A 17,117-nucleotide genomic window follows, 5' to 3' on the forward strand; every position below is an offset into this window, starting at 1 on the left:
CGGCGACTCAGCCACCAGGCGCGCCGAAGCGCCCCAGCGTGGCGCCTGCCAGCAGGTGCAGGTGGATGTGGTAGACGGTCTGCCCGGCGTCCTCGCGGCAGTTCATCACCACCCGATAGCCGTTCTCGGCGAAGCCTTCGGTCCGCGCGTATTCGGCGGCGGCCAGCACCAGCCGGCCCACCAGCGCGGCCTGGTCGGTCTTGAGATCGTTCAGCGTCGGCACGTGGACGGCCTTGGGAATGAACAGCACGTGCACCGGCGCCTGCGGTGCGATGTCCTTGAAGCCCAGCACCTCGTCGTCCTCGTAGACGATGGTCGCCGGGATCTCGCGCCGGATGATCTTGCCGAAGAGGGTGTCGTTCATGGCCTGCCGTCTTGCTGCGAAAGCCCAAGCTTAGCCGCCCCCGGCCGGACGCACACGTTCAGAGGACTTCGCTGCGCGAGCCGAAGGCGTGCGACAGCGTGCCGCGGTCGACGTATTCCAGCTCGCCTCCCAACGGCACGCCGTGGGCCAGCCGCATCGGTTTGACTCCCGCCTGCCGTGCCAACTGCGCCAGGTAGTGCGAGGTCGCCTCGCCTTCCACGGTGGGGTTGGTGGCGATGATCAGCTCGGTGACCTCGCCCTCGCCCAGCCGGCGCGCGAGCTGCTCCAGGCCCAACTCGCGTGGACCGATGCCATCGAGCGGTGACAGCCGTCCCTGCAGGATGAAGTACAGGCCGCGATAGCCGGTGGCCTGCTCGATCGCCAGGCGGTCGGCGGGCGTCTCCACCGCGCACAGCTGATGCCGGTCGCGGCTGGCGCTGGCGCAGATCGCGCACAGCGCGCCTTCGGTGAAGTCCCGGCACTGCGCGCAATGGCCGATGTGCTCCATGGCCTGGCCCAGCAAGCTCGACAGGCGCCGGCCGCCGGCACGATCACGCTCCAGCAGCTGGTAGGCCATGCGCTGGGCACTCTTGTTGCCCACGCCGGGCAGCACCCGCAACGCGTCGATCAGTTGTTCCAGCAGGGAGGCGCTCATGCGGGCGTGGCGTACTGCGCGGGCCCGCGGACACTGCCGGGGCCTGGGCGGAGCGGCGACTTCAGAACGGCAGCTTCATGCCCGGCGGCAGCTGCATGCCGGCGGTGGCCGACCCCATCCGGTTCTTGGACTCGGCGTCGATCTTGTTGGACGCATCGTTGAAGGCCGCGGCCACCAGATCCTCCAGCATCTCCGCATCGGAGAGCAGCGAAGGATCGATGCGCACCTTGCGGCACTCCTTGGCGCCGGTGAGGGTCACGCTGACCATGTTGCCGCCGGCGTTGCCGGTGACTTCCAGCTTGGCCAGTTCTTCCTGCGCCTTCTGCAGGTTTTCCTGCATCTTCTGCGCCTGCTGCATGAGTTGGGCAATGTTTCCGCGCATGTGTGCTTACTCGTCGAAAGGTCGGATGGAATCGGGCACCACCCGCGCGCCCTGCTGCTGGATCAGGCGCTGGACGTCGGGATGGTTCATGAACTGCTCCTCGGCCGAGGAGCGACGCTCGTCCTGACGGCGCGCATCGCGCTGGGCCAGGGTCTCGCCGTGGTCGGCGGTTTCGAACACGATCTTCGGGGCCTGGCCCAATGCCGCGCCCAGCGCCTCGGACAGGTCGCCGACCGAACGTTCGGTCCGCAGGTATTCGAACCCCGGTGCGAGCGACAGACGCAGCACCGCGTCCCCGTAGCCACCGAAGGCCGCATTGGCCGCCAGCTGCTTGGAGGGGCCGCTCAACTGCGCCGAGGCCACCAGCGCCAGCCACTGGTCGGCATCGGCGATGTCGGTGGCGGCGTTGGTCACGGTCGAGGGCACGACCGGCGTGACCGGCGCTGGCGCCGGGGCGACAGCTTCGTGGCGGCGGACGTCGATCGCAGCGGCCGGCGCCGCGGGCGCGGCGACTTTCACCGCCTGCTCGGGGACCTCCCAGGGCGGGACGTCATCGGCGGCGACCGCAGCTTGCGGCTGGGTCGGCTCCGGCGCACGCGCCGCCACCGCGGGAGGCGCTGGAGGCGCTGCTGGAGGCGCAACCTCGGCCTCGCGCTCGGGCAGGCGTGGTGCGGTCGCCGCCTCCGGAGCCACCGGCGCGGCGGCAGCCGCGACCTGGCCAGTGGCGGAAGGCGTCGGCGCGGGACGGGCCGGCGCCGCCGTGGCGGGGGCGACATCGCCCGCACCGGCCGGGCGGAAGGCCAGCATCCGCAGCAGGCTCATCTCGAAGCCCGCCCGCGGACTCGGCGCCAGATACAGGTCGCGCCGGCCATTGAGCGCCATCTGGTACCACAGCTGCACTACCTCAGGACGCAGGCGTTCGGCGAAGGCGGCTGCATCCACGCCCTCGGCTTCAAGGGTCACGCCCGGCACCAATTGCCGCACCTGGACACGGTGCAGGGCCTCGGCAAAGGCCTCCAGCACGCCACTCCAGTCCGGGGAGAAATCGGCAAGCGTTGCGATCGTAGACATCAGGCGCACGCCGTCGCCCGCGGCCAGCGCATCCAGCAGCGCGCCAACCTGGGTGCGGTCGACCGTGCCCAGCATGGCGCGCACGCCGGCGTCGGCCAGCTCGCCTCCGGTATAGGCAATGGCCTGATCCAGCAGCGACAGGCCATCGCGCAGCGAGCCATCAGCCGCCTTGGCGATCTGGCGCACCGCACCGTCTTCGCAAGGGATCTGCTCGGCGCCCAGGATCTTGGTGATCTGCCCGCCGATCTGTTCCTCGTCCAGGCGCTTGAGGTTGAACTGCAGGCAGCGGCTGAGCACGGTGACCGGCAACTTCTGCGGGTCGGTCGTGGCCAGCAGGAACTTCACGTGCTCCGGCGGCTCCTCCAGCGTCTTGAGCAGCGCGTTGAACGCCGCCTTGGACAACATGTGGACCTCGTCGATCAGGTAGACCTTGAACTTGCCGCGCGAGGGCATGTACTGGGCGTTCTCGATCACCTCGCGCACGTCGTCCACGCCGGTGTTGGACGCCGCGTCGATCTCCAGCAGGTCGATGTAGCGCCCGGCGTCGATGTCCAGGCAGGCGGCGCACTCACCGCACGGATCGGCGCTGGTGCCGCGCTCACAGTTCAGCGACTTGGCGAAGATGCGCGCAATGGTGGTCTTGCCCACTCCACGGGTGCCGGTGAACAGGAACGCGTGATGGATGCGGCCGGTGTCCAGGGCATTGGACAGGGCGCGGACCACGTGCTCCTGCCCGACCAGTTCGGCAAAACGCTTGGGGCGCCACTTGCGGGCCAGGACGAGGTAGGACATGGCCGCTATTGTGCCATGCGCCTGTCGCACACCCTGCGCGTGCGGGCGGCTTGAACGCCGCTCGCATCTGGCGCTCGCATTAAATCCATCCGACAGCTAGAATCTGCGCCCCTGAGCGCGGCCACGGCCATGTTCAGTTCCCGGAGAGGTGTCCGAGTGGTTGAAGGAGCACGCCTGGAAAGTGTGTAAGCGTCTAAACCGCGCTTCGGGGGTTCGAATCCCCCTCTCTCCGCCAGATTCAGGTCATCGCCCATGCGATGACGCAACACACCCGGGCCGCGCCTCGTGCGCGGCCCGCGTCCATGGTGGCCCCGTCGGCCCCTCGCGACGCTAGGTCGAAAATCCCGCCAGGGCCGGAAGGCAGCAACGGTATCGACTGACGCGGGCGCCGAGGTCAGCCGGCGGGGCCGCCACCTTTTTGGGGTACGCCATGCGTTCGCATTTCTTCTGCATGCGGTCGCCCGTAGCGTGGAGCTTGCTCCGCTGGGCTTTCCCGACGACCTGAGCGGAACGCCGCCGAGCAAGCTCGGCGCGACAAGCGCACGATGGCCAGGCGGCGAGGCCTCCACCTTTTCGAGGGGGGGCCGCGCGCCCAAGTCGCACTTTCCGTGCGCTTGCTCGTAGCGCGGAGCTTGCTCCGCTGGGCCCTTGCGACGAACTGACCGACGAGCAGCCGAGCGAGCTCGGCTCTACAAGAACGCGATGGTCAGGCGGCGCCGTCCGGCACTGCGGGATGCAGCCAGGCGTCCACGCCACTGGTGTAGCGCTCCTGCTTCCAGATCGGGACCCGTGCCTTGGTCTCGTCGATGATCCAGCGACAGGCCGCGAACGCGCCTTCGCGATGTCCTGCCGAAACCCCCACCCACACGGCCATCTCGCCGATGGCCAGCTCGCCGATGCGATGCACGCAGCGCGCATCGACGATGTCGAACTTCGCCAGCGCCTCGTCGAGGATCTTTTCGCCCTCGGTCGTGGCCAGCTCCACATAGGATTGGTAATGCAGGCCGGAGACGGGCTGGCCGTCGTTATGGTCCCGCACCCAGCCTTCGAAGCTGGCGAACGCGCCGGCGCGCGCATCCAGCAGCTGCGCACGCAGCGGGGCTGGCTCGATCTGCTGGTCGGTGATGGCGAAGCGGGACATCATCAGCCTCCACTGACCGGCGGGATGAAGGCGACCTGCGCGCCTTCGGCGGGCGCATCGTCCCAGCGGGCGAACGCGCCGTCCAGGGCCACGCGCAGGTGCGCGGTGTCCCAGGCAAAGCCATGGCGTCGCTTCACCTCGGCATACAGACCCGCCAGGTCGGTTGCAGATGTCTGCACCGATTCGCGCTCCACGCCCGCCGCCTGGCGCAGGCTGGCAAAATACAGCACGTCCAGCGTCGTCATACCTGGACTCCGAAATCGCGCTTGCCGCCGTGTTTGCCCAGCAGCTGGGCCGGGCCCAGCACGATGGCGTGAGACAGCGCCTTGCACATGTCGTAGACTGTCAGGGCCGCCACGGTCGCGCCGGTCATGGCTTCCATCTCCACGCCGGTGCGATGGGTGGTGCGCACGGTGCATTCGATCCGCAAGACATCCGCTCCACTCCAGTCGATGGACAGCTTGCAGCCATCGATCGGCAAGGGGTGGCAGAAGGGGATCAACTCGTGGGTGCGCTTGACCGCCATGGTGCCTGCAATCACCGCCGTGTCGACGATCCCACCCTTGGCACTGCGCAAGGCATCGCGACGCAACTGCTCGGCCACGTCCGGAGGAAACACGACCTGGCATTCAGCTGTGGCCTGGCGCGCGGTGACGGCCTTGGCCGAGACATCGACCATGGCCGGCTGGCCGGCGGCATCCAGATGGGTGAGGCCATCGGCCACACGTGGTGCTTCACTACTCACTCAACCCCCGATCAGAAACATTTCCACGCGCTTGCGTGGCGGCTGCGCGGCCTGGCCGCGGATCTCGCTGTAGCGGTCGGCGCGCCGGGACCACAAGCCGCCGACGTGCTCGGCCAGCCCGTCTTCTCCCTGCGCCAGCGCGGGACGCAGGTCGGTGCTGGCGCCTGAGAACAGGCAGGTATAGAGCTGCCCATCGGCCGAGACGCGTGCGCGGTGGCAGTCACCGCAGAACGGCGCGGTCACGGAGGACACGAAGCCGATTTCGCCGCCACCGTCGTCGAAGGCGTGGCGCTCGGCCACTTCGCCGCGATAGTGCGCGTCGAGCGGGTGCAGCGGCCAGCGCGCATGGACGCGATCGCGCAGCTCGGACGAAGGCACGACCTGGCCGGCACGCCAGTCGTTGCAGGTGCCCACATCCATGAACTCGATGAACCGCAGCACGTGGCCGCTGCCCCGGAAATACTCGACCAGGGGCAGCACCTGGTCCTCGTTGACGCCGCGTTGCACCACGCAATTGAGCTTCAGGCTGGAAAAACCCGCCGCCACGGCCGTTTCGATCCCCTCCAGCACCGCCCCGATCTGCCCACGGCCCCCGGACATCTGCGCGAACCGCGCCGGCTCCAGCGCGTCCAGGCTCACGGTGATGCGGCGCAGTCCGGCCTGGTGCAGCGCGCGTGCATGCCGCGCCAGCAGCGAGCCGTTGGTGGTCAGGGCCAGGTCTTCGATGCCCGGCACCTGTGCCAGGCGGGCGATGAGCGCGGGCAGGTCCTTGCGCAGCAGGGGCTCGCCACCGGTGATGCGCAGCTTGTTGACGCCCACCTTGGCGAATCCGCGCACCAGCGTTTCGATCTCATCGAAACTCATGCGCGTGGCGCTGTCGAATCCGTAGTCATCCGGCACCCGCTCGGCCGGCATGCAGTAGCCACAGCGGAAGTTGCAGGCCTCGATGACCGACAGCCGCAGGTCGCGCAGCGGCCGGCCGCGCTGGTCCAGCGGCAGTTCGAGCGGGCGCAGGCGGGCGTTCATGTCAGATCGAGATGCGGGCGGTCCTTGGATCGCGCAAGGCTAGCACCTGCCCCGGCAACGCCACGTGGTGACCACGTCCGGCCAGCGCCTGCGCATCGGCGGCACTGGCGTGGTGGTACAGCACGCACCGCGCCAGCAGGCCAGGCGGGTATTCACGCTCCAGGTCATCGATGCCGCTGTGCGAGGGATTGCCGTGCAGGGCGCAGTCATGGGCGATGAGCTCGTCGGCATCGGCATAACGGGCGAGGACTTCCGGGATGGGGCGCGTATCCCCGGTCCAGACCACCGAACCCGGCAGGCGCAGGCCGAAAGCCGTCTGCGGCCAGTGATGACGCACCGGGAACACCTCCAGCCGCACCCCGTCGTGCCAGAACGCCTCCCCCACCGGCACCAGCCGGAAGGCATCCCAGAAGTTCGCCCCGCCCTCGGCCAGGACGTTGGGATATTCCGCCACGCGCTGGTGGAGCAGCGGCACGATCGGCGCCGGGACGTAGAGCAGCACGTGGCCGCGCCGCTGCGGATTGAAGTAGGCGCTGCCAAACAGCCGCTCGAAGCCCCCCACGTGGTCCAGATGGGTGTGGGTGACGAACACCGCCGAAGGCGCATGGCCGTAGTGGCCGATGAAAGCCTCCAGGCCCTCACTGCCGCAGTCGATCGTCAGCCACGGGGCGCCGTCGCGTTCCAGAGTCGCCATAGCAGACCCCAGTTCCACTGCCGACGCATTGCCGACGCCCTGGAACCGCAGTGTCCAGGCCATCTAGAAGCCCTGCTCCCAGGCACGGTCGTAGGCCCGGCGCAGGCGGGCGAAGTCGTAGCCGGCCTCCTCCACGCTGCGCTCGCCGCGCAGCTTGATCAGGGACCGGCGCAGTCGCGACAGGTTGGCCTCGCGCCAGCGCGTGGCGGGAATACGCAACACGCCACGGTCGAAGTCGATCAACCAGCCCCGTCCCTGCGGATCGAACAGGATGTTGTGCGCATTGAGGTCGGCATGGTCCAGCCCGGCGCGATGAAAGCGCGCGATCAGCCGCCCGGCTTCCTCCAGCGGGGCGTCGCTGCCCGCCACCTGGAACCGGTCGGCCAGCGAGCGCACTTCCGGCAGGCGCTCCATCAGCAGCGCGGCGCGATAGGTCATGCCATCGCGCAAGTAGCTGGCCACGTAGGGCCCCGGCACCGGCAAGCCCTTGGCATGCAATTCGCGGGTCAGGCGGAACTCGGCGAAGCTGCGGGTGCGGTTGGCGCCCCGCCACAGGTAGCGGTCTGTACTGAGGCTGGCGGCCATGCCCCCGCGCAGATAGAGCCGCAGCAGGCTCGGTCCGAAGGGCGCGTCGATGAACCAGGCGCCGCCGCGCCCCCCACTTTCCACCGGGCGTGCTCGCTCGCCCCAGTAGGCTGGGTCCAGCCATTGGGCGTCGGCTTGCCGCAGCCGCTGGCGGTCGAACAGAATTGCCCCGTAGCCGCGCTCTTCGCGGTACGGCACCAGAACTTCCGTCGCGTCAAAAGCGGCCATCGCGCGAGTCTATCAACATTGTCCAACGCTCCTGAGTCCTTGTGCCTGCTGCGCCTGTCCGCGCTGGGCGATGTCACCCATGTCGTGCCACTGGTGCGGACCCTGCAGCGCGCCTGGCCGCAGCTCGAACTGGACTGGATCATCGACGGCGGCGGCCGCAAGCTGCTCGAAGGGCTACCAGGTGTGCGCTTCCACGTCTACGACAAGAAGACCGGGCTGGCCGGCATGCGCGCCCTGCGCGACACCCTGCCCGGACGCTTCGACGCCCTGCTGCAGATGCAGGTCGCCTTCCGGGCCAACGTGTTGTCGGCCCTCGTGCCGGCGCGTCGGCGCATCGGCTACGACCGCGGCCGTTCCAAGGACCTGCATGGGCTTTTCATCAACGAGCGCATCGCCGACCGCCCCGGCATCCATGTGCTCGATGCCATCGGCAGTTTCTGCGAACCGCTGGGCCTGAAGCAGGACGCGGTGATCTGGGACCTGCCGGTGCCGGACGAGGCCTGGGGCTGGGCTGCGGCGCAGTGGCCACAGGACGACCAGTCCGTGCTGATGATCTCGCCCTGCTCCAGTCATGTCCGGCGCAATTGGTATGCCGACCGCTATGCCGCGCTGGCCGACCACGCCATCGACCAGGGCTGGCGCGTGGTGCTGTGCGGTGGCCGCAGCGCGCTGGAGCGCGAGACGGCCGACGCCATCGCCGCGCAGATGCGCGGCCCGGTGCTGGACCTGGTGGGCAAGGACACGCTCAAGCAGCTGCCAGCGCTGCTGGCCCGCGCCAATCTGGTGGTCACGCCCGACTCCGGGCCGATGCACATCGCCAATGCCATGGGGACCAAGGTGCTGGGGCTGCACGCGGCCAGCAACCCGCGCCGCAGCGGCCCGTATTCGGACGTGCGCTACTGCGTGGACCGCTACGACGACGCAGCGCGCAAGTTCCTGGGCAAACCGGCCAGCGCGCTCAAGTGGGGGACCAAGATCGAATTCGACGAGGTGATGCAGCTGGTCACGACCGAGGACGCGATCGCCGCCTTCGAGCGCTATCGCGCCGACGCGCAGCGCTGAGACCAGGAACAACGCCGGGCGCCGCTGTCCCGCTCAACAGCGACTGGCGTGGCGCCTAGGGTGCGGCAGCCCCGGAGGCATAATCCTCGTAGGACTTCTCCTCCACGTAGGCCGAACCCAGCGCCACGTTGATGTCCTTCTTGATCCGCGCGCGAGTGTCGTTCTCGAAGTACACGCTGCGCGCCAGGCGGATGAACTCCTCGTCGAAGGCCTGGGCCTTCTCCTTGACGCGGATGTCGTCCTCGATCACCCACAGGCGCTCGTTGACGGCCTTCAGGTCGGCACGCAGCTTGGCCACGTCCTGGACGGCGGCCGGATGGGCCATCCAGGTCTTCTCCAGGGCGGACAGCTCCTTGCGCACGTTGGCCAGCTTGTCCGGGTCGCGCATGCGCTCGGACTTGATCTGCAGGATGGAGATCTTGTCGAGCAGCTCGCCGTAGGAAACGGGGGTCAGGATCTCGGACATGGGCGCACCGCAAACGGAAAGAGAAGTGGCAAGTCTAACGGCCACCGCCGCGCACGCACGGCCCGGGCAGACGCTGAAAAGCAGAACGGCCCCGTGGGGCCGTTCTGTGGAACATGGCGGAGAGGGTGGGATTCGAACCCACGGTACGCTTGCACGTACGCCTGATTTCGAGTCAGGTACATTCGACCACTCTGCCACCTCTCCGGGTGGTGCACCGTCGCCTGGCGGCGGTCCCGGCGGTCGTTCCGGGGTTGCGCATGATACGGGGCCGTTCGACCGCGGACAAGCACCGCGCAGCGGGCGCGCGTTTCACCCGCCCGGGCAGTCGGTCCCGATTGGCCCGAGCACTGCGTCACGCGCACCAGTCAGCGTCGATCAAACGCCCCGTTGTGTGCTTGTGGCTTGTCCTGTTCACCGCGATCATGGCGTTCTAAGTTTTGACAGACAGGGCGATAAAAGGTCCACATGATCGAGTTCGGACACCTCAGCCATGTCGGCCTGCGGCGCGCCCTCAACGAAGACACCTATTACGGCGACACCGAGCTCGGGCTCTGGCTGGTCGCCGACGGAATGGGCGGGCACGCCTGTGGGGAAGTGGCCAGCGCCCTAGCCCGCGAAACCATTGTGCGCGAGATTCGCCAAGGCAAGTCGCTCGGGCAGGCCATCCGTGTGGCGGATGAGGAAATCATTCGGACCTCGCGGCGCCGTAACGACTCCCTGCCGATGGGCACCACCGTGGTCGCTGCGCGGGTCCATGGCAACCGCTTCGAGGTGGCCTGGGTCGGCGACAGCCGCGCCTACCTGTGGCGCGATGGTCAGTTGGCCCAGCTCAGCCAGGACCACAGCTACGTGCAGGAGCTGATTGCCCAGGGCGCCCTGACCAGCGAGCAGGCGCGCTCCCACCCGCACCGCAACGTGGTCACCCAGGCCCTGGGCGTCACCGATCCGGCCCAGCTCAACGTGGAAACCCTCACCGGCGAGCTGCGCCCAGGCATGCAGCTGCTGCTGTGCAGCGACGGCCTGACCGAGGAAGTGGACGACCGCGGCATCGCCGACACCCTGCGCCAGGACGACTGCAGTGCGCAGGAGTGCGTCGATACGCTCATTGCCGCCGCGCTCGATGGCGGCGGCTCGGACAACGTCACCGCCATCCTGGTGCGCTGCAGCTGAGCCGAACTCCGCGACATGCCTGACGCATGGCCCCCTGAGTCACGGGGCGGCCGCAAAGCGGCGGGGGTCTGGATGCCGGTGAGACGGGGCCCGGGTTTTGGAAAAGCCCAATCGCGGGGCGCCCGCGCGAGTGCGCTGGCGCGTCAGCGGACAACGTCACCGCGATCCTGGTCCGCTGCAGCTGAGCACAGCGGGCCTGGAGGATCAGGCCGGCTGCAACGTCTGCGCCACTGCGGGGGCTTCCACCACGTCCCACAGGCAGGTGCCGCCCCCCTTGGACCGGAGCTTCTCAAGCCGAGCGGCGTGGGCTTCAAGTTCGGCCGGTGTGGGCATGACCCGGGCGCGCAGGCCGACATTGCTGGCATCGAAGGCATGGCGCACCGGCTCGGCACGCGCCTGTCCGTCCTGCGGCAGGCCGAAGCCGATCTCCTCCTGCCCAGACGTCAGCGCGATATAGACATCGGCCAGGATCTGGGCGTCGAGCAGGCCGCCATGCAGGTGCCGGTGGGTGTTGTCCACGCCCAGCCGCTTGCATAGCGCGTCCAGCGAATTGCGCTGCCCCGGGAACTGCTCGCGCGCCATGGCCAGGGTATCGATGACCGTGCAGTGATCGGTCATGCGGCCGTGCTGCGGGCCGGCCAGCACCAGCTCGTTGTCCAGGAAACCCACGTCGAAGGCCGCGTTGTGGATGATCACTTCCGCGCCGCGGATGTAGTCCAGGAACTCCTCGACCACTTCGGTGAAGTCCGGCTTGTCGGCCAGGAACTCCAGGGTCAGTCCCGTGACCTCCTGCGCACCGGGCTCGAACGCGCAGTCCGGCTTGAGGTACTTGTGGAAATTACGACCGCTGGGCCGGCGCTCGATCAACTCCACGCAGCCGATTTCCACGACCCGGTTGCCCTTCTTCCATTCCAGGCCGGTGGTCTCTGTATCCAGGATGATCTGGCGCATGGGCTAGCGCTCCTCGTGCAGCGTGATGGAATACTGCCGCAGGACGTGGTCCACGCCCGACAGCTGGGTCATTGTCTCAAAGGTGAAGCCCAATCGGTCCAGGACCGCCAGCGAGGCGGTGTTGTCAGGCGCCACCAGCGCCAACACGCGCGGTAGCCGCAGCACTTGGCGCGCATGCTTCAGCACCGCACGTCCGGCTTCCGTCGCATAGCCTCGCCCGCGCGCACCGGGCAGAAAGGCGTAACCCAGGTCCGGCGCCGGTAACCCCTCGCGCGTGACCAGGCCGATCTGGCCGATATCGCGATCGCTGGCGGCCTCGACCACCCGGCACAGACCCAGTCCGTTGCTGGCGCGATAGGCCATGGGACCAAGCTGCAAGGCACGATGGGCGGCGTCTAGGTCGCGCACGCCGCTGTCACGCACATGGGCGATGAACTCTGCATCGTTCATCACCGCCAGCATCAGCGCGACATCACGCGCGCTGCCGGTCGGGTAGTGCAGGGCCAGGCGTGCAGTCTGCAGCGCCAGGGTGTCCTCGTCGCCGAACGCACTCACGCGGTAGCGCCATCACGCACCGCGATGGCGGCATCGCGTGCCAGCACGTCGACACGCTCGTTGTCGGCATTGCCCGAGTGCCCTTTCACCCAGCGCCAGTCGATCTGGTGGCGCTGGGTGGCGGCCTGCAGACGCTCCCAAAGCTCGCGATTCTTGACCGCGCCGCCGCCGGCCGTCTTCCAGTTCTTGCGGATCCAGCCGGGCAACCATTCGGTGATGCCCTGGCGCACGTATTGGGAATCGGTGATCAAGGTCACCTGGCAGGGCTCGGTCAGGGCCTCCAGCGCCATGATCGCTGCCATCAGCTCCATGCGGTTGTTGGTCGTGTGCGCCTCGCCGCCGGAAAGTTCGCGCTCGATCTTGCCGTAGCGCAGCAGCGCGCCCCAGCCGCCGGGCCCCGGATTGCCGAGGCAGGAGCCGTCGGAGTTAATGGTGATCTGCTTCATGCGTGTTCCGATGCGGTGCGCCAGGCGCTGTTTAAAAAATGGGAGACGGTCGCGGGCTCATGCCGGCACCGCGCCACCCTGCCAGCGCGGCGGGCGGCTCGGCCTGAGGATCAGGTCCGGACCGCGCTTGTCGGCCTGCAGCAGGCAGACCGCACGCATCATGGACGGCGCGCTGCCGCTTCCGTTGCCGCGCCAGGCAGGCCCCAGCCACTGCGGCGGGTGCTGGCTGCAATCCAGCCCGGCGTCCTCCAGGTTGCGCCGCCAGCGCCCGGGGCCACGGATCGACAGGCCCGTGCGGCGCCAGCGCAGCCGGTAGGGACTGACCGGGTTGAGTGCGAACATCCATAGGCGGCCGCCAGGCTCGAGCACGCGGGCGCATTCGGCCAACACCCCGCGAACCCCATTTTCGGGCACGTGCTGCAGCACCACCGCGCTGAAGCTATCCGAGGCCAGCGGGAGCGAAGGTCCACATCGCAGCGGGCCGTCGAACCCACCGGGCCGGGCCCGCAGGGTCACATCGGCGGCCACCACCGAGACGCCGGCGCCGCCGCCCGGATGCAACCACAGCGTCGGCGCGGCGGCCTTGGCGGCCAGGATCGCGGCGATCCGCTGCTGTTCGGCCGCCAGCAGGCGTTGACCATCGGCGGTCCCGAACCATGCGAGGGGCTCGGGTTGACGGTGGGAGGCGGTGGCAGGCATGGTCGGGGATTGTAGAGGACGCTCCCGCGTCTGCCGATCGAAGCCCATGCCCGCACTCACCGCGCTCACCGCCTGTTCCGACAACTACATCTGGGTTCTGGAGGGAGAGGAAGGCGGCGCGGTCATCGTGGACCCGGGCGAGGCCGCGCCGGTGCTGGCCGCCGCCCAGCAGGGCCTGCGGCCGGCCGCCATCCTGGTGACCCACCACCATGACGATCACTGCGGCGGTGTCGGCGCGTTGCTAGCGCAGTGGCCTGACCTGCCTGTGATTGCCGCGGACGATGAACGCATCACCACTGCCACTCACCGGGTGGGCAATGGGGAAATCGTCACGGCGGCCGGCATGGCATTTCGCGCCATCTTCGTTCCCGGACACACGCGGAGCCACGTGGCCTTCCACCGCCAGGAGACAGGTGGCGAACTGTTTTCGGGTGACACCTTGTTCAGCCTCGGCTGCGGGCGGCTGTTCGAGGGGACGCCGGCGCAGATGCTGGCGTCACTGGAGGCCCTGGCCGCGCTGCCGGACGACACCCCGGTGTGCTGCGGGCACGAATACACCCAGTCGAACGCAGCCTTCGCCCTGGCGGTCGAACCCGGAAATGCCGCCCTGCATGCCCGCGCACGCGAGGTCGATGCACTGCGTGCGCAGGGGCGGCCCACACTTCCGGTGACTCTGGCCACCGAGCGCGCGACCAACCCGTTCCTGCGGGTGGATGTCCCCGAGGTCAGGCACGCGGTCGACGCATGGCTGGGCCAGGCTGCGGACAGCCGCGTGGAGACCTTTGCCGGCCTGCGCCGATGGAAGGACGGCTTTCGCGCATGAGGCGTGCGGTGCTCGCCCTCTGCCTGCTGGCGGCGGCTGGTGGCAGCTGCGCCGCGTGGGCACAGTCGACCGATCACCCTGCCCCGGTGGGCAGCGCGCCGGCCGACAGGCTGGACGGCACGCTGATCTACCAGCAGTTCCGGGACGGCCTGGCCGAGCCGGACTGCACGCCCCAGGCCAGTGATGCCCAGTGGCAACGGCATTTCAGCCGTGCCCCAGCGCGACTAGCCGACGAAAGCGACGATATTCTGCCGTTGTTCGGTTACGTGGTCGGCGCGATGCGCGATGCGGACCTGCCGACCGAGTTTGCCCTGATCCCGTTCGTGGAAAGCGGCTATCACCCTGGTGCCAGCAGCGGCAACGGCCCGTCGGGCCTGTGGCAGTTCGTCTCGCTGACCGCGCGCAACCATGGCGTGCGCGTGCGCAAGGGATATGACGGGAGACTGTCTCCGGTGGATTCGACCCAGGCGGCGGTGCGCTATCTCAAGACCCTGCACGGGATGTTCGGGGGCAACTGGCGCCTGGCCGTGATGGCCTACAACGCGGGCGAGAATCGGGTCCTGCAATCTCTGCGCAAGGCCGGGGCGAACGCCAGCACGGCACGCCCAGCCAAGCTGCCCGGACTGTCCCGGGTCACCTATACCTACGTGCAGAAGCTGCATGCCCTGGCCTGCAGCCTGGAGCAGGCCGGCACGGACCCCGCGTGGGTCGGGTCCCTGCACCGACCGGTGCCACGCCTGCAGCCGCTGCAGCTTCCCCCGGATTTCGGCACGCTGGCCCATTGGGCACAACGCGAAGGTCATGACGCCGGTCAGCTGGCCGGCCTGAACCCGGCACTGTCGCGGCTGCACGGTTTCACCGGTGAGTCGCTATGGGTGCTGGCCCCAGCCGAGGACGGCGTCGCGCCCACGATCACGGCCAGCGACCTGGTGGGCGCCGAATCCGACGCCGACCTGCAAGCCGACCAGCAGGCCCCTTTCCTCGCACGCCGTGCGCAGGCCCCGACCGCGACGCGCTCGCACACCGTGGCACGTGGCGATTCGATCTGGTCCATCGCCCATCGCTACGGCCTGCGTCCCCAGCAGTTGCTCCAGTGGAACGGACTCAACGCCAAGTCGGTCATCAAGCCGGGCATGGTCCTGCAGCTGGCGGCGCCGTCGCCCTGATCGCAAGGCGTCTGGCCTGCCTCCACGGCGCCGGCCACCCGAGCCCTTGAACAAAAAAAGGCCGCGCTCGAAAGCGCGGCCTTTTCTCATGGCGCATGGACCACCGCCTCAGAGCCGGTCTTCGTGGACCTCGACCTTGAAACGCTTGCGTGCGTCCTTCACGTAATCCACCACTTCGGCGCCTGCGAACGCCTGTGCCACCTGCTGGCGAAACTGGTCGCGCTGCGCCTCGGGCAATTTGGACGGGTCGCCGGGGGTAACCTTGTCCACGGTGAACACCACGTAGCGGCCATCCTCCATCTTCGTCTTGCCGGCCGACACCTTGCCATCGGCCGGTGCCGGCAGGGCAAAGACGGCCTCGTTACCAACTCGCGAGGGAATCGGCGCGCCACGCGGCAGGCCCGGGATCTGACCGGACTGGTAGTTGGCCTCGTCGGCGATGGCCTTGAGCGATTCACCCTTCTTGATCTTGGCCAGCACCGCATTGGCCTGCTTCTCCGCGGACTTGGCGGCACGATCCGCACGCACCGCCGCAACCACCTGGTCGTGGACCTGCTCAAGCGGACGATCCTGTGCCGCGCTGTGCCCGGTCACGCGCACCACGACGCTGTGCTGGTCATCCAGCTTGATCAGCTGGCTGGCGGTGCCATCGGCGATCATCTGCTCATTGAAGACCTGGCGCAGCACCAGCGGATTAGCCAGCACGCCGGGCGCATCGGCCGCACTGAACGGCCCGGCCTTCTGCACTTGCAGGTCGGCCGCCTTGGCCGCCGGGGCCAGCGCGTCGGGGTTGTCCAGCGTCGCGGTCACCAGCTTGCCGGCCACCTCGTTGTACTGCCGGGCCAATGCTTCAGTCTTGGCCTCGTTGGCCAACTGATCGCGCACCTCCTCGAACGGCTTGCCAGCCTCGCCCTTGATCTCACGCAGCTTGATGACGTGGTAGCCGAATTCGGTCTTGATCGGCCCGACCACCTCACCCGGCTTGGCGATGGAAAACAGAGCGTCCTCGAACGGCCCGACCATCATCCCGCGGCTCACCCAGCCCAGGTCGCCGCCGTTCTCCGCAGAACCGGTGTCCTGCGAATTGGCCTTGGCCAGCGCGGCGAAATCCGCACCCGGCGCCTTGGCTTCCTGGGCGAGCTTGGCGGCCTTTTCCTCAGCGGCTTTCTGCGCGGCCGCATCGGCCCCTGCCGGCACCGAAATCAGGATGTGCGAGGCCAGACGCTGTTCTGAAGAGAAGCGGGTCTTCTCGGCCTCGTAGCGCTTGCGCAACTCGGCCTCGTCCGCCGGGGCCGGCGGCGGCAGCTTGCTTGCATCGACTTCGACGTACTCGACGCTGGCCTGCTCGGGCTTGCGGAAATCGCCTCGGTGGGTGGTGTACCACTGCTTGGCCTGCTCCTCGCTCACCGGCGCGTTATCCGGCTCCGGTGCGGGCAGCGTGGCCAGGGACACATCGCGCGTTTCACCCAGCAGGCCAAACAGCTGCTCGACCTCCTTGTCGGTCACGAAGGCGGACTGCGCCAAGGCCTGCGGCACCAGCGCGATGGCCATGTCCTGACGCACCTGCTGCTGGTAGGTCGTAGGCGTCAGGCCCTGCTGCGCCAGCAGCGATTTATAGGTTGCGCCATTGAACTTGCCATCGATCTGGAAGTTCGGATCGGTGGCGATCGCCTCGCGCAGCGCCTGGTCGCTGACCGACACACCGGCGCGCATCGCGGCCATTTCGACCACTTTGCGGTCGACCAGGTCGTCGAGCACCTTGCGCTTGTTGTCGGCCGAATCGAACTCGCGTGCGTCGAAGGCTTCGCCCAGTTGCGCCTGCTGGCGCTGACGCGCATTGCGCAGCGCCATCTGGTAGTCCTGCGCACTGACCTGTTCGTGCTGCCAGGCCATCGAAACCGGCCACCACGCTGGCGCGGACGTCCACCAGGTCGGCGGCGCCTTGACGGTGGCCACCGCGTTATCCGCGCCCCCACCCATGTACTGGTTCACGCCCACGAAAGCGAACGGGACGATCAACAGGCCCATCACCACGGTGGCGATCCAGCCCGAAGTCTTTTCGCGAAGTGTCTGCAGCATCGAGTCGTTACGTCTGG

Annotated in this window: 20 protein-coding genes, 2 tRNA genes and 1 other RNA gene; 6 read left to right on the forward strand and 17 right to left on the reverse strand. The window is 68.4% G+C overall.

Annotated elements, in window-relative coordinates; genetic code table 11:
* Nucleotides 1-7: 7 nt before the first annotated feature.
* The 4 genes from PJ250_RS00575 to dnaX all read right to left on the reverse strand — a co-directional run bounded on the left by PJ250_RS00575 (nucleotide 8) and on the right by dnaX (nucleotide 3,264).
* Complete coding sequence (locus PJ250_RS00575) at nucleotides 8-364, reverse strand: histidine triad nucleotide-binding protein (RefSeq protein ID WP_271646623.1); 357 nt, start codon at nucleotides 362-364, stop codon at nucleotides 8-10.
* Between the two features lie 58 nt (nucleotides 365-422).
* A complete protein-coding gene (gene recR / locus PJ250_RS00580; protein ID WP_271646625.1) occupies nucleotides 423-1,019 on the reverse strand; it encodes a recombination mediator RecR in 597 nt (198 codons plus the stop codon).
* Nucleotides 1,020-1,080: 61 nt separating this feature from the next.
* The gene (locus PJ250_RS00585) at nucleotides 1,081-1,401 is read right to left on the reverse strand and encodes a YbaB/EbfC family nucleoid-associated protein (RefSeq protein ID WP_271646626.1); all 321 of its coding nucleotides are present in this window, start codon (nucleotides 1,399-1,401) and stop codon (nucleotides 1,081-1,083) included.
* Nucleotides 1,402-1,407: 6 nt separating this feature from the next.
* On the reverse strand, nucleotides 1,408-3,264 hold the full coding sequence (gene dnaX / locus PJ250_RS00590; protein ID WP_271646627.1) for a DNA polymerase III subunit gamma/tau: 1,857 nt from the start codon (nucleotides 3,262-3,264) through the stop codon (nucleotides 1,408-1,410).
* Between the two features lie 142 nt (nucleotides 3,265-3,406).
* On the opposite strand from dnaX, the gene PJ250_RS00595 reads away from it, so the two are divergent.
* Nucleotides 3,407-3,499: transfer RNA gene (locus tag PJ250_RS00595), tRNA-Ser, on the forward strand.
* Between the two features lie 76 nt (nucleotides 3,500-3,575).
* An RNA gene (gene ffs / locus PJ250_RS00600) (signal recognition particle sRNA small type) lies at nucleotides 3,576-3,672 on the forward strand.
* A 298-nt stretch (nucleotides 3,673-3,970) separates the two neighbouring features.
* Here the strand turns inward: ffs and PJ250_RS00605 are convergent.
* The 6 genes from PJ250_RS00605 to PJ250_RS00630 are packed head-to-tail and all read right to left on the reverse strand — an operon-like array spanning nucleotide 3,971 to nucleotide 7,683.
* On the reverse strand, nucleotides 3,971-4,405 hold the full coding sequence (locus PJ250_RS00605; protein WP_271646628.1) for a molybdenum cofactor biosynthesis protein MoaE: 435 nt from the start codon (nucleotides 4,403-4,405) through the stop codon (nucleotides 3,971-3,973).
* A gap of 2 nt (nucleotides 4,406-4,407) precedes the next feature.
* On the reverse strand, nucleotides 4,408-4,650 hold the full coding sequence (locus PJ250_RS00610) for a MoaD/ThiS family protein (protein ID WP_271646630.1): 243 nt from the start codon (nucleotides 4,648-4,650) through the stop codon (nucleotides 4,408-4,410).
* Nucleotides 4,647-5,150 carry a cyclic pyranopterin monophosphate synthase MoaC gene (gene moaC / locus PJ250_RS00615; protein WP_271646631.1) on the reverse strand — a complete coding sequence of 168 codons (504 nt, stop codon included), beginning with the start codon at nucleotides 5,148-5,150 and terminating at the stop codon, nucleotides 4,647-4,649. The genes PJ250_RS00610 and moaC overlap by 4 nt, the downstream gene beginning before the upstream one ends.
* Entirely contained in the window at nucleotides 5,151-6,176 is a 1,026-nt protein-coding gene (gene moaA / locus PJ250_RS00620) for a GTP 3',8-cyclase MoaA (protein WP_271646632.1), read from the reverse strand.
* Nucleotide 6,177: 1 nt separating this feature from the next.
* The gene (locus PJ250_RS00625) at nucleotides 6,178-6,933 is read right to left on the reverse strand and encodes an MBL fold metallo-hydrolase (protein WP_271646634.1); all 756 of its coding nucleotides are present in this window, start codon (nucleotides 6,931-6,933) and stop codon (nucleotides 6,178-6,180) included.
* Nucleotides 6,934-7,683: a 3-deoxy-D-manno-octulosonic acid kinase gene (locus tag PJ250_RS00630; protein ID WP_271646635.1), complete on the reverse strand. Its 750-nt coding sequence runs from the start codon at nucleotides 7,681-7,683 to the stop codon at nucleotides 6,934-6,936. It lies immediately after the preceding gene.
* Nucleotides 7,684-7,701: 18 nt separating this feature from the next.
* Here PJ250_RS00630 and PJ250_RS00635 point away from each other — a divergent pair, with 18 nt between their 5' ends.
* Nucleotides 7,702-8,745 carry a glycosyltransferase family 9 protein gene (locus tag PJ250_RS00635; RefSeq protein ID WP_271646636.1) on the forward strand — a complete coding sequence of 348 codons (1,044 nt, stop codon included), beginning with the start codon at nucleotides 7,702-7,704 and terminating at the stop codon, nucleotides 8,743-8,745.
* A gap of 55 nt (nucleotides 8,746-8,800) precedes the next feature.
* Here the strand turns inward: PJ250_RS00635 and PJ250_RS00640 are convergent, their stop codons facing one another.
* On the reverse strand, nucleotides 8,801-9,211 hold the full coding sequence (locus PJ250_RS00640) for a DUF6165 family protein (protein WP_271646637.1): 411 nt from the start codon (nucleotides 9,209-9,211) through the stop codon (nucleotides 8,801-8,803).
* A 114-nt stretch (nucleotides 9,212-9,325) separates the two neighbouring features.
* Nucleotides 9,326-9,415: transfer RNA gene (locus PJ250_RS00645), tRNA-Ser, on the reverse strand.
* Nucleotides 9,416-9,676: 261 nt separating this feature from the next.
* Between PJ250_RS00645 and PJ250_RS00650 the strand changes: the two genes are divergently transcribed.
* Complete coding sequence (locus tag PJ250_RS00650; protein ID WP_271646638.1) at nucleotides 9,677-10,381, forward strand: PP2C family protein-serine/threonine phosphatase; 705 nt, start codon at nucleotides 9,677-9,679, stop codon at nucleotides 10,379-10,381.
* Between the two features lie 204 nt (nucleotides 10,382-10,585).
* On the opposite strand, the gene dnaQ is transcribed toward PJ250_RS00650, so the two are convergent.
* Genes dnaQ through PJ250_RS00670 form a run of 4 tightly spaced genes read right to left on the reverse strand, consistent with a single transcriptional unit; the run spans nucleotide 10,586 to nucleotide 13,032 of the window.
* Nucleotides 10,586-11,332, reverse strand: a complete 747-nt coding sequence (dnaQ, locus tag PJ250_RS00655) for a DNA polymerase III subunit epsilon (RefSeq protein WP_271646639.1) — start codon at nucleotides 11,330-11,332, stop codon at nucleotides 10,586-10,588.
* A gap of 3 nt (nucleotides 11,333-11,335) precedes the next feature.
* Nucleotides 11,336-11,887: a GNAT family N-acetyltransferase gene (locus PJ250_RS00660; protein WP_271646640.1), complete on the reverse strand. Its 552-nt coding sequence runs from the start codon at nucleotides 11,885-11,887 to the stop codon at nucleotides 11,336-11,338.
* On the reverse strand, nucleotides 11,884-12,333 hold the full coding sequence (gene rnhA / locus PJ250_RS00665; protein WP_271646641.1) for a ribonuclease HI: 450 nt from the start codon (nucleotides 12,331-12,333) through the stop codon (nucleotides 11,884-11,886). The genes PJ250_RS00660 and rnhA overlap by 4 nt, the downstream gene beginning before the upstream one ends.
* Nucleotides 12,334-12,390: 57 nt before the next feature.
* Nucleotides 12,391-13,032, reverse strand: a complete 642-nt coding sequence (locus tag PJ250_RS00670) for a class I SAM-dependent methyltransferase (RefSeq protein ID WP_271646642.1) — start codon at nucleotides 13,030-13,032, stop codon at nucleotides 12,391-12,393.
* 46 nt (nucleotides 13,033-13,078) lie between these two features.
* Here PJ250_RS00670 and gloB point away from each other — a divergent pair, with 46 nt between their 5' ends.
* Both gloB and PJ250_RS00680 read left to right on the forward strand, forming a co-directional pair.
* The gene (gene gloB, locus PJ250_RS00675; protein ID WP_271646643.1) at nucleotides 13,079-13,855 is read left to right on the forward strand and encodes a hydroxyacylglutathione hydrolase; all 777 of its coding nucleotides are present in this window, start codon (nucleotides 13,079-13,081) and stop codon (nucleotides 13,853-13,855) included.
* Nucleotides 13,856-13,863: 8 nt separating this feature from the next.
* Nucleotides 13,864-15,021, forward strand: coding sequence for a lytic transglycosylase domain-containing protein (locus PJ250_RS00680; RefSeq protein ID WP_271646644.1), 1,158 nt, complete (start codon nucleotides 13,864-13,866; stop codon nucleotides 15,019-15,021).
* Between the two features lie 108 nt (nucleotides 15,022-15,129).
* On the opposite strand, the gene PJ250_RS00685 is transcribed toward PJ250_RS00680, so the two are convergent.
* Complete coding sequence (locus PJ250_RS00685; protein ID WP_271646645.1) at nucleotides 15,130-17,100, reverse strand: SurA N-terminal domain-containing protein; 1,971 nt, start codon at nucleotides 17,098-17,100, stop codon at nucleotides 15,130-15,132.
* Nucleotides 17,101-17,117: the final 17 nt, after the last annotated feature.

It is taken from the genome of Pseudoxanthomonas sp. JBR18, from assembly GCF_028198165.1.
Lineage (GTDB): Bacteria > Pseudomonadota > Gammaproteobacteria > Xanthomonadales > Xanthomonadaceae > Pseudoxanthomonas_A.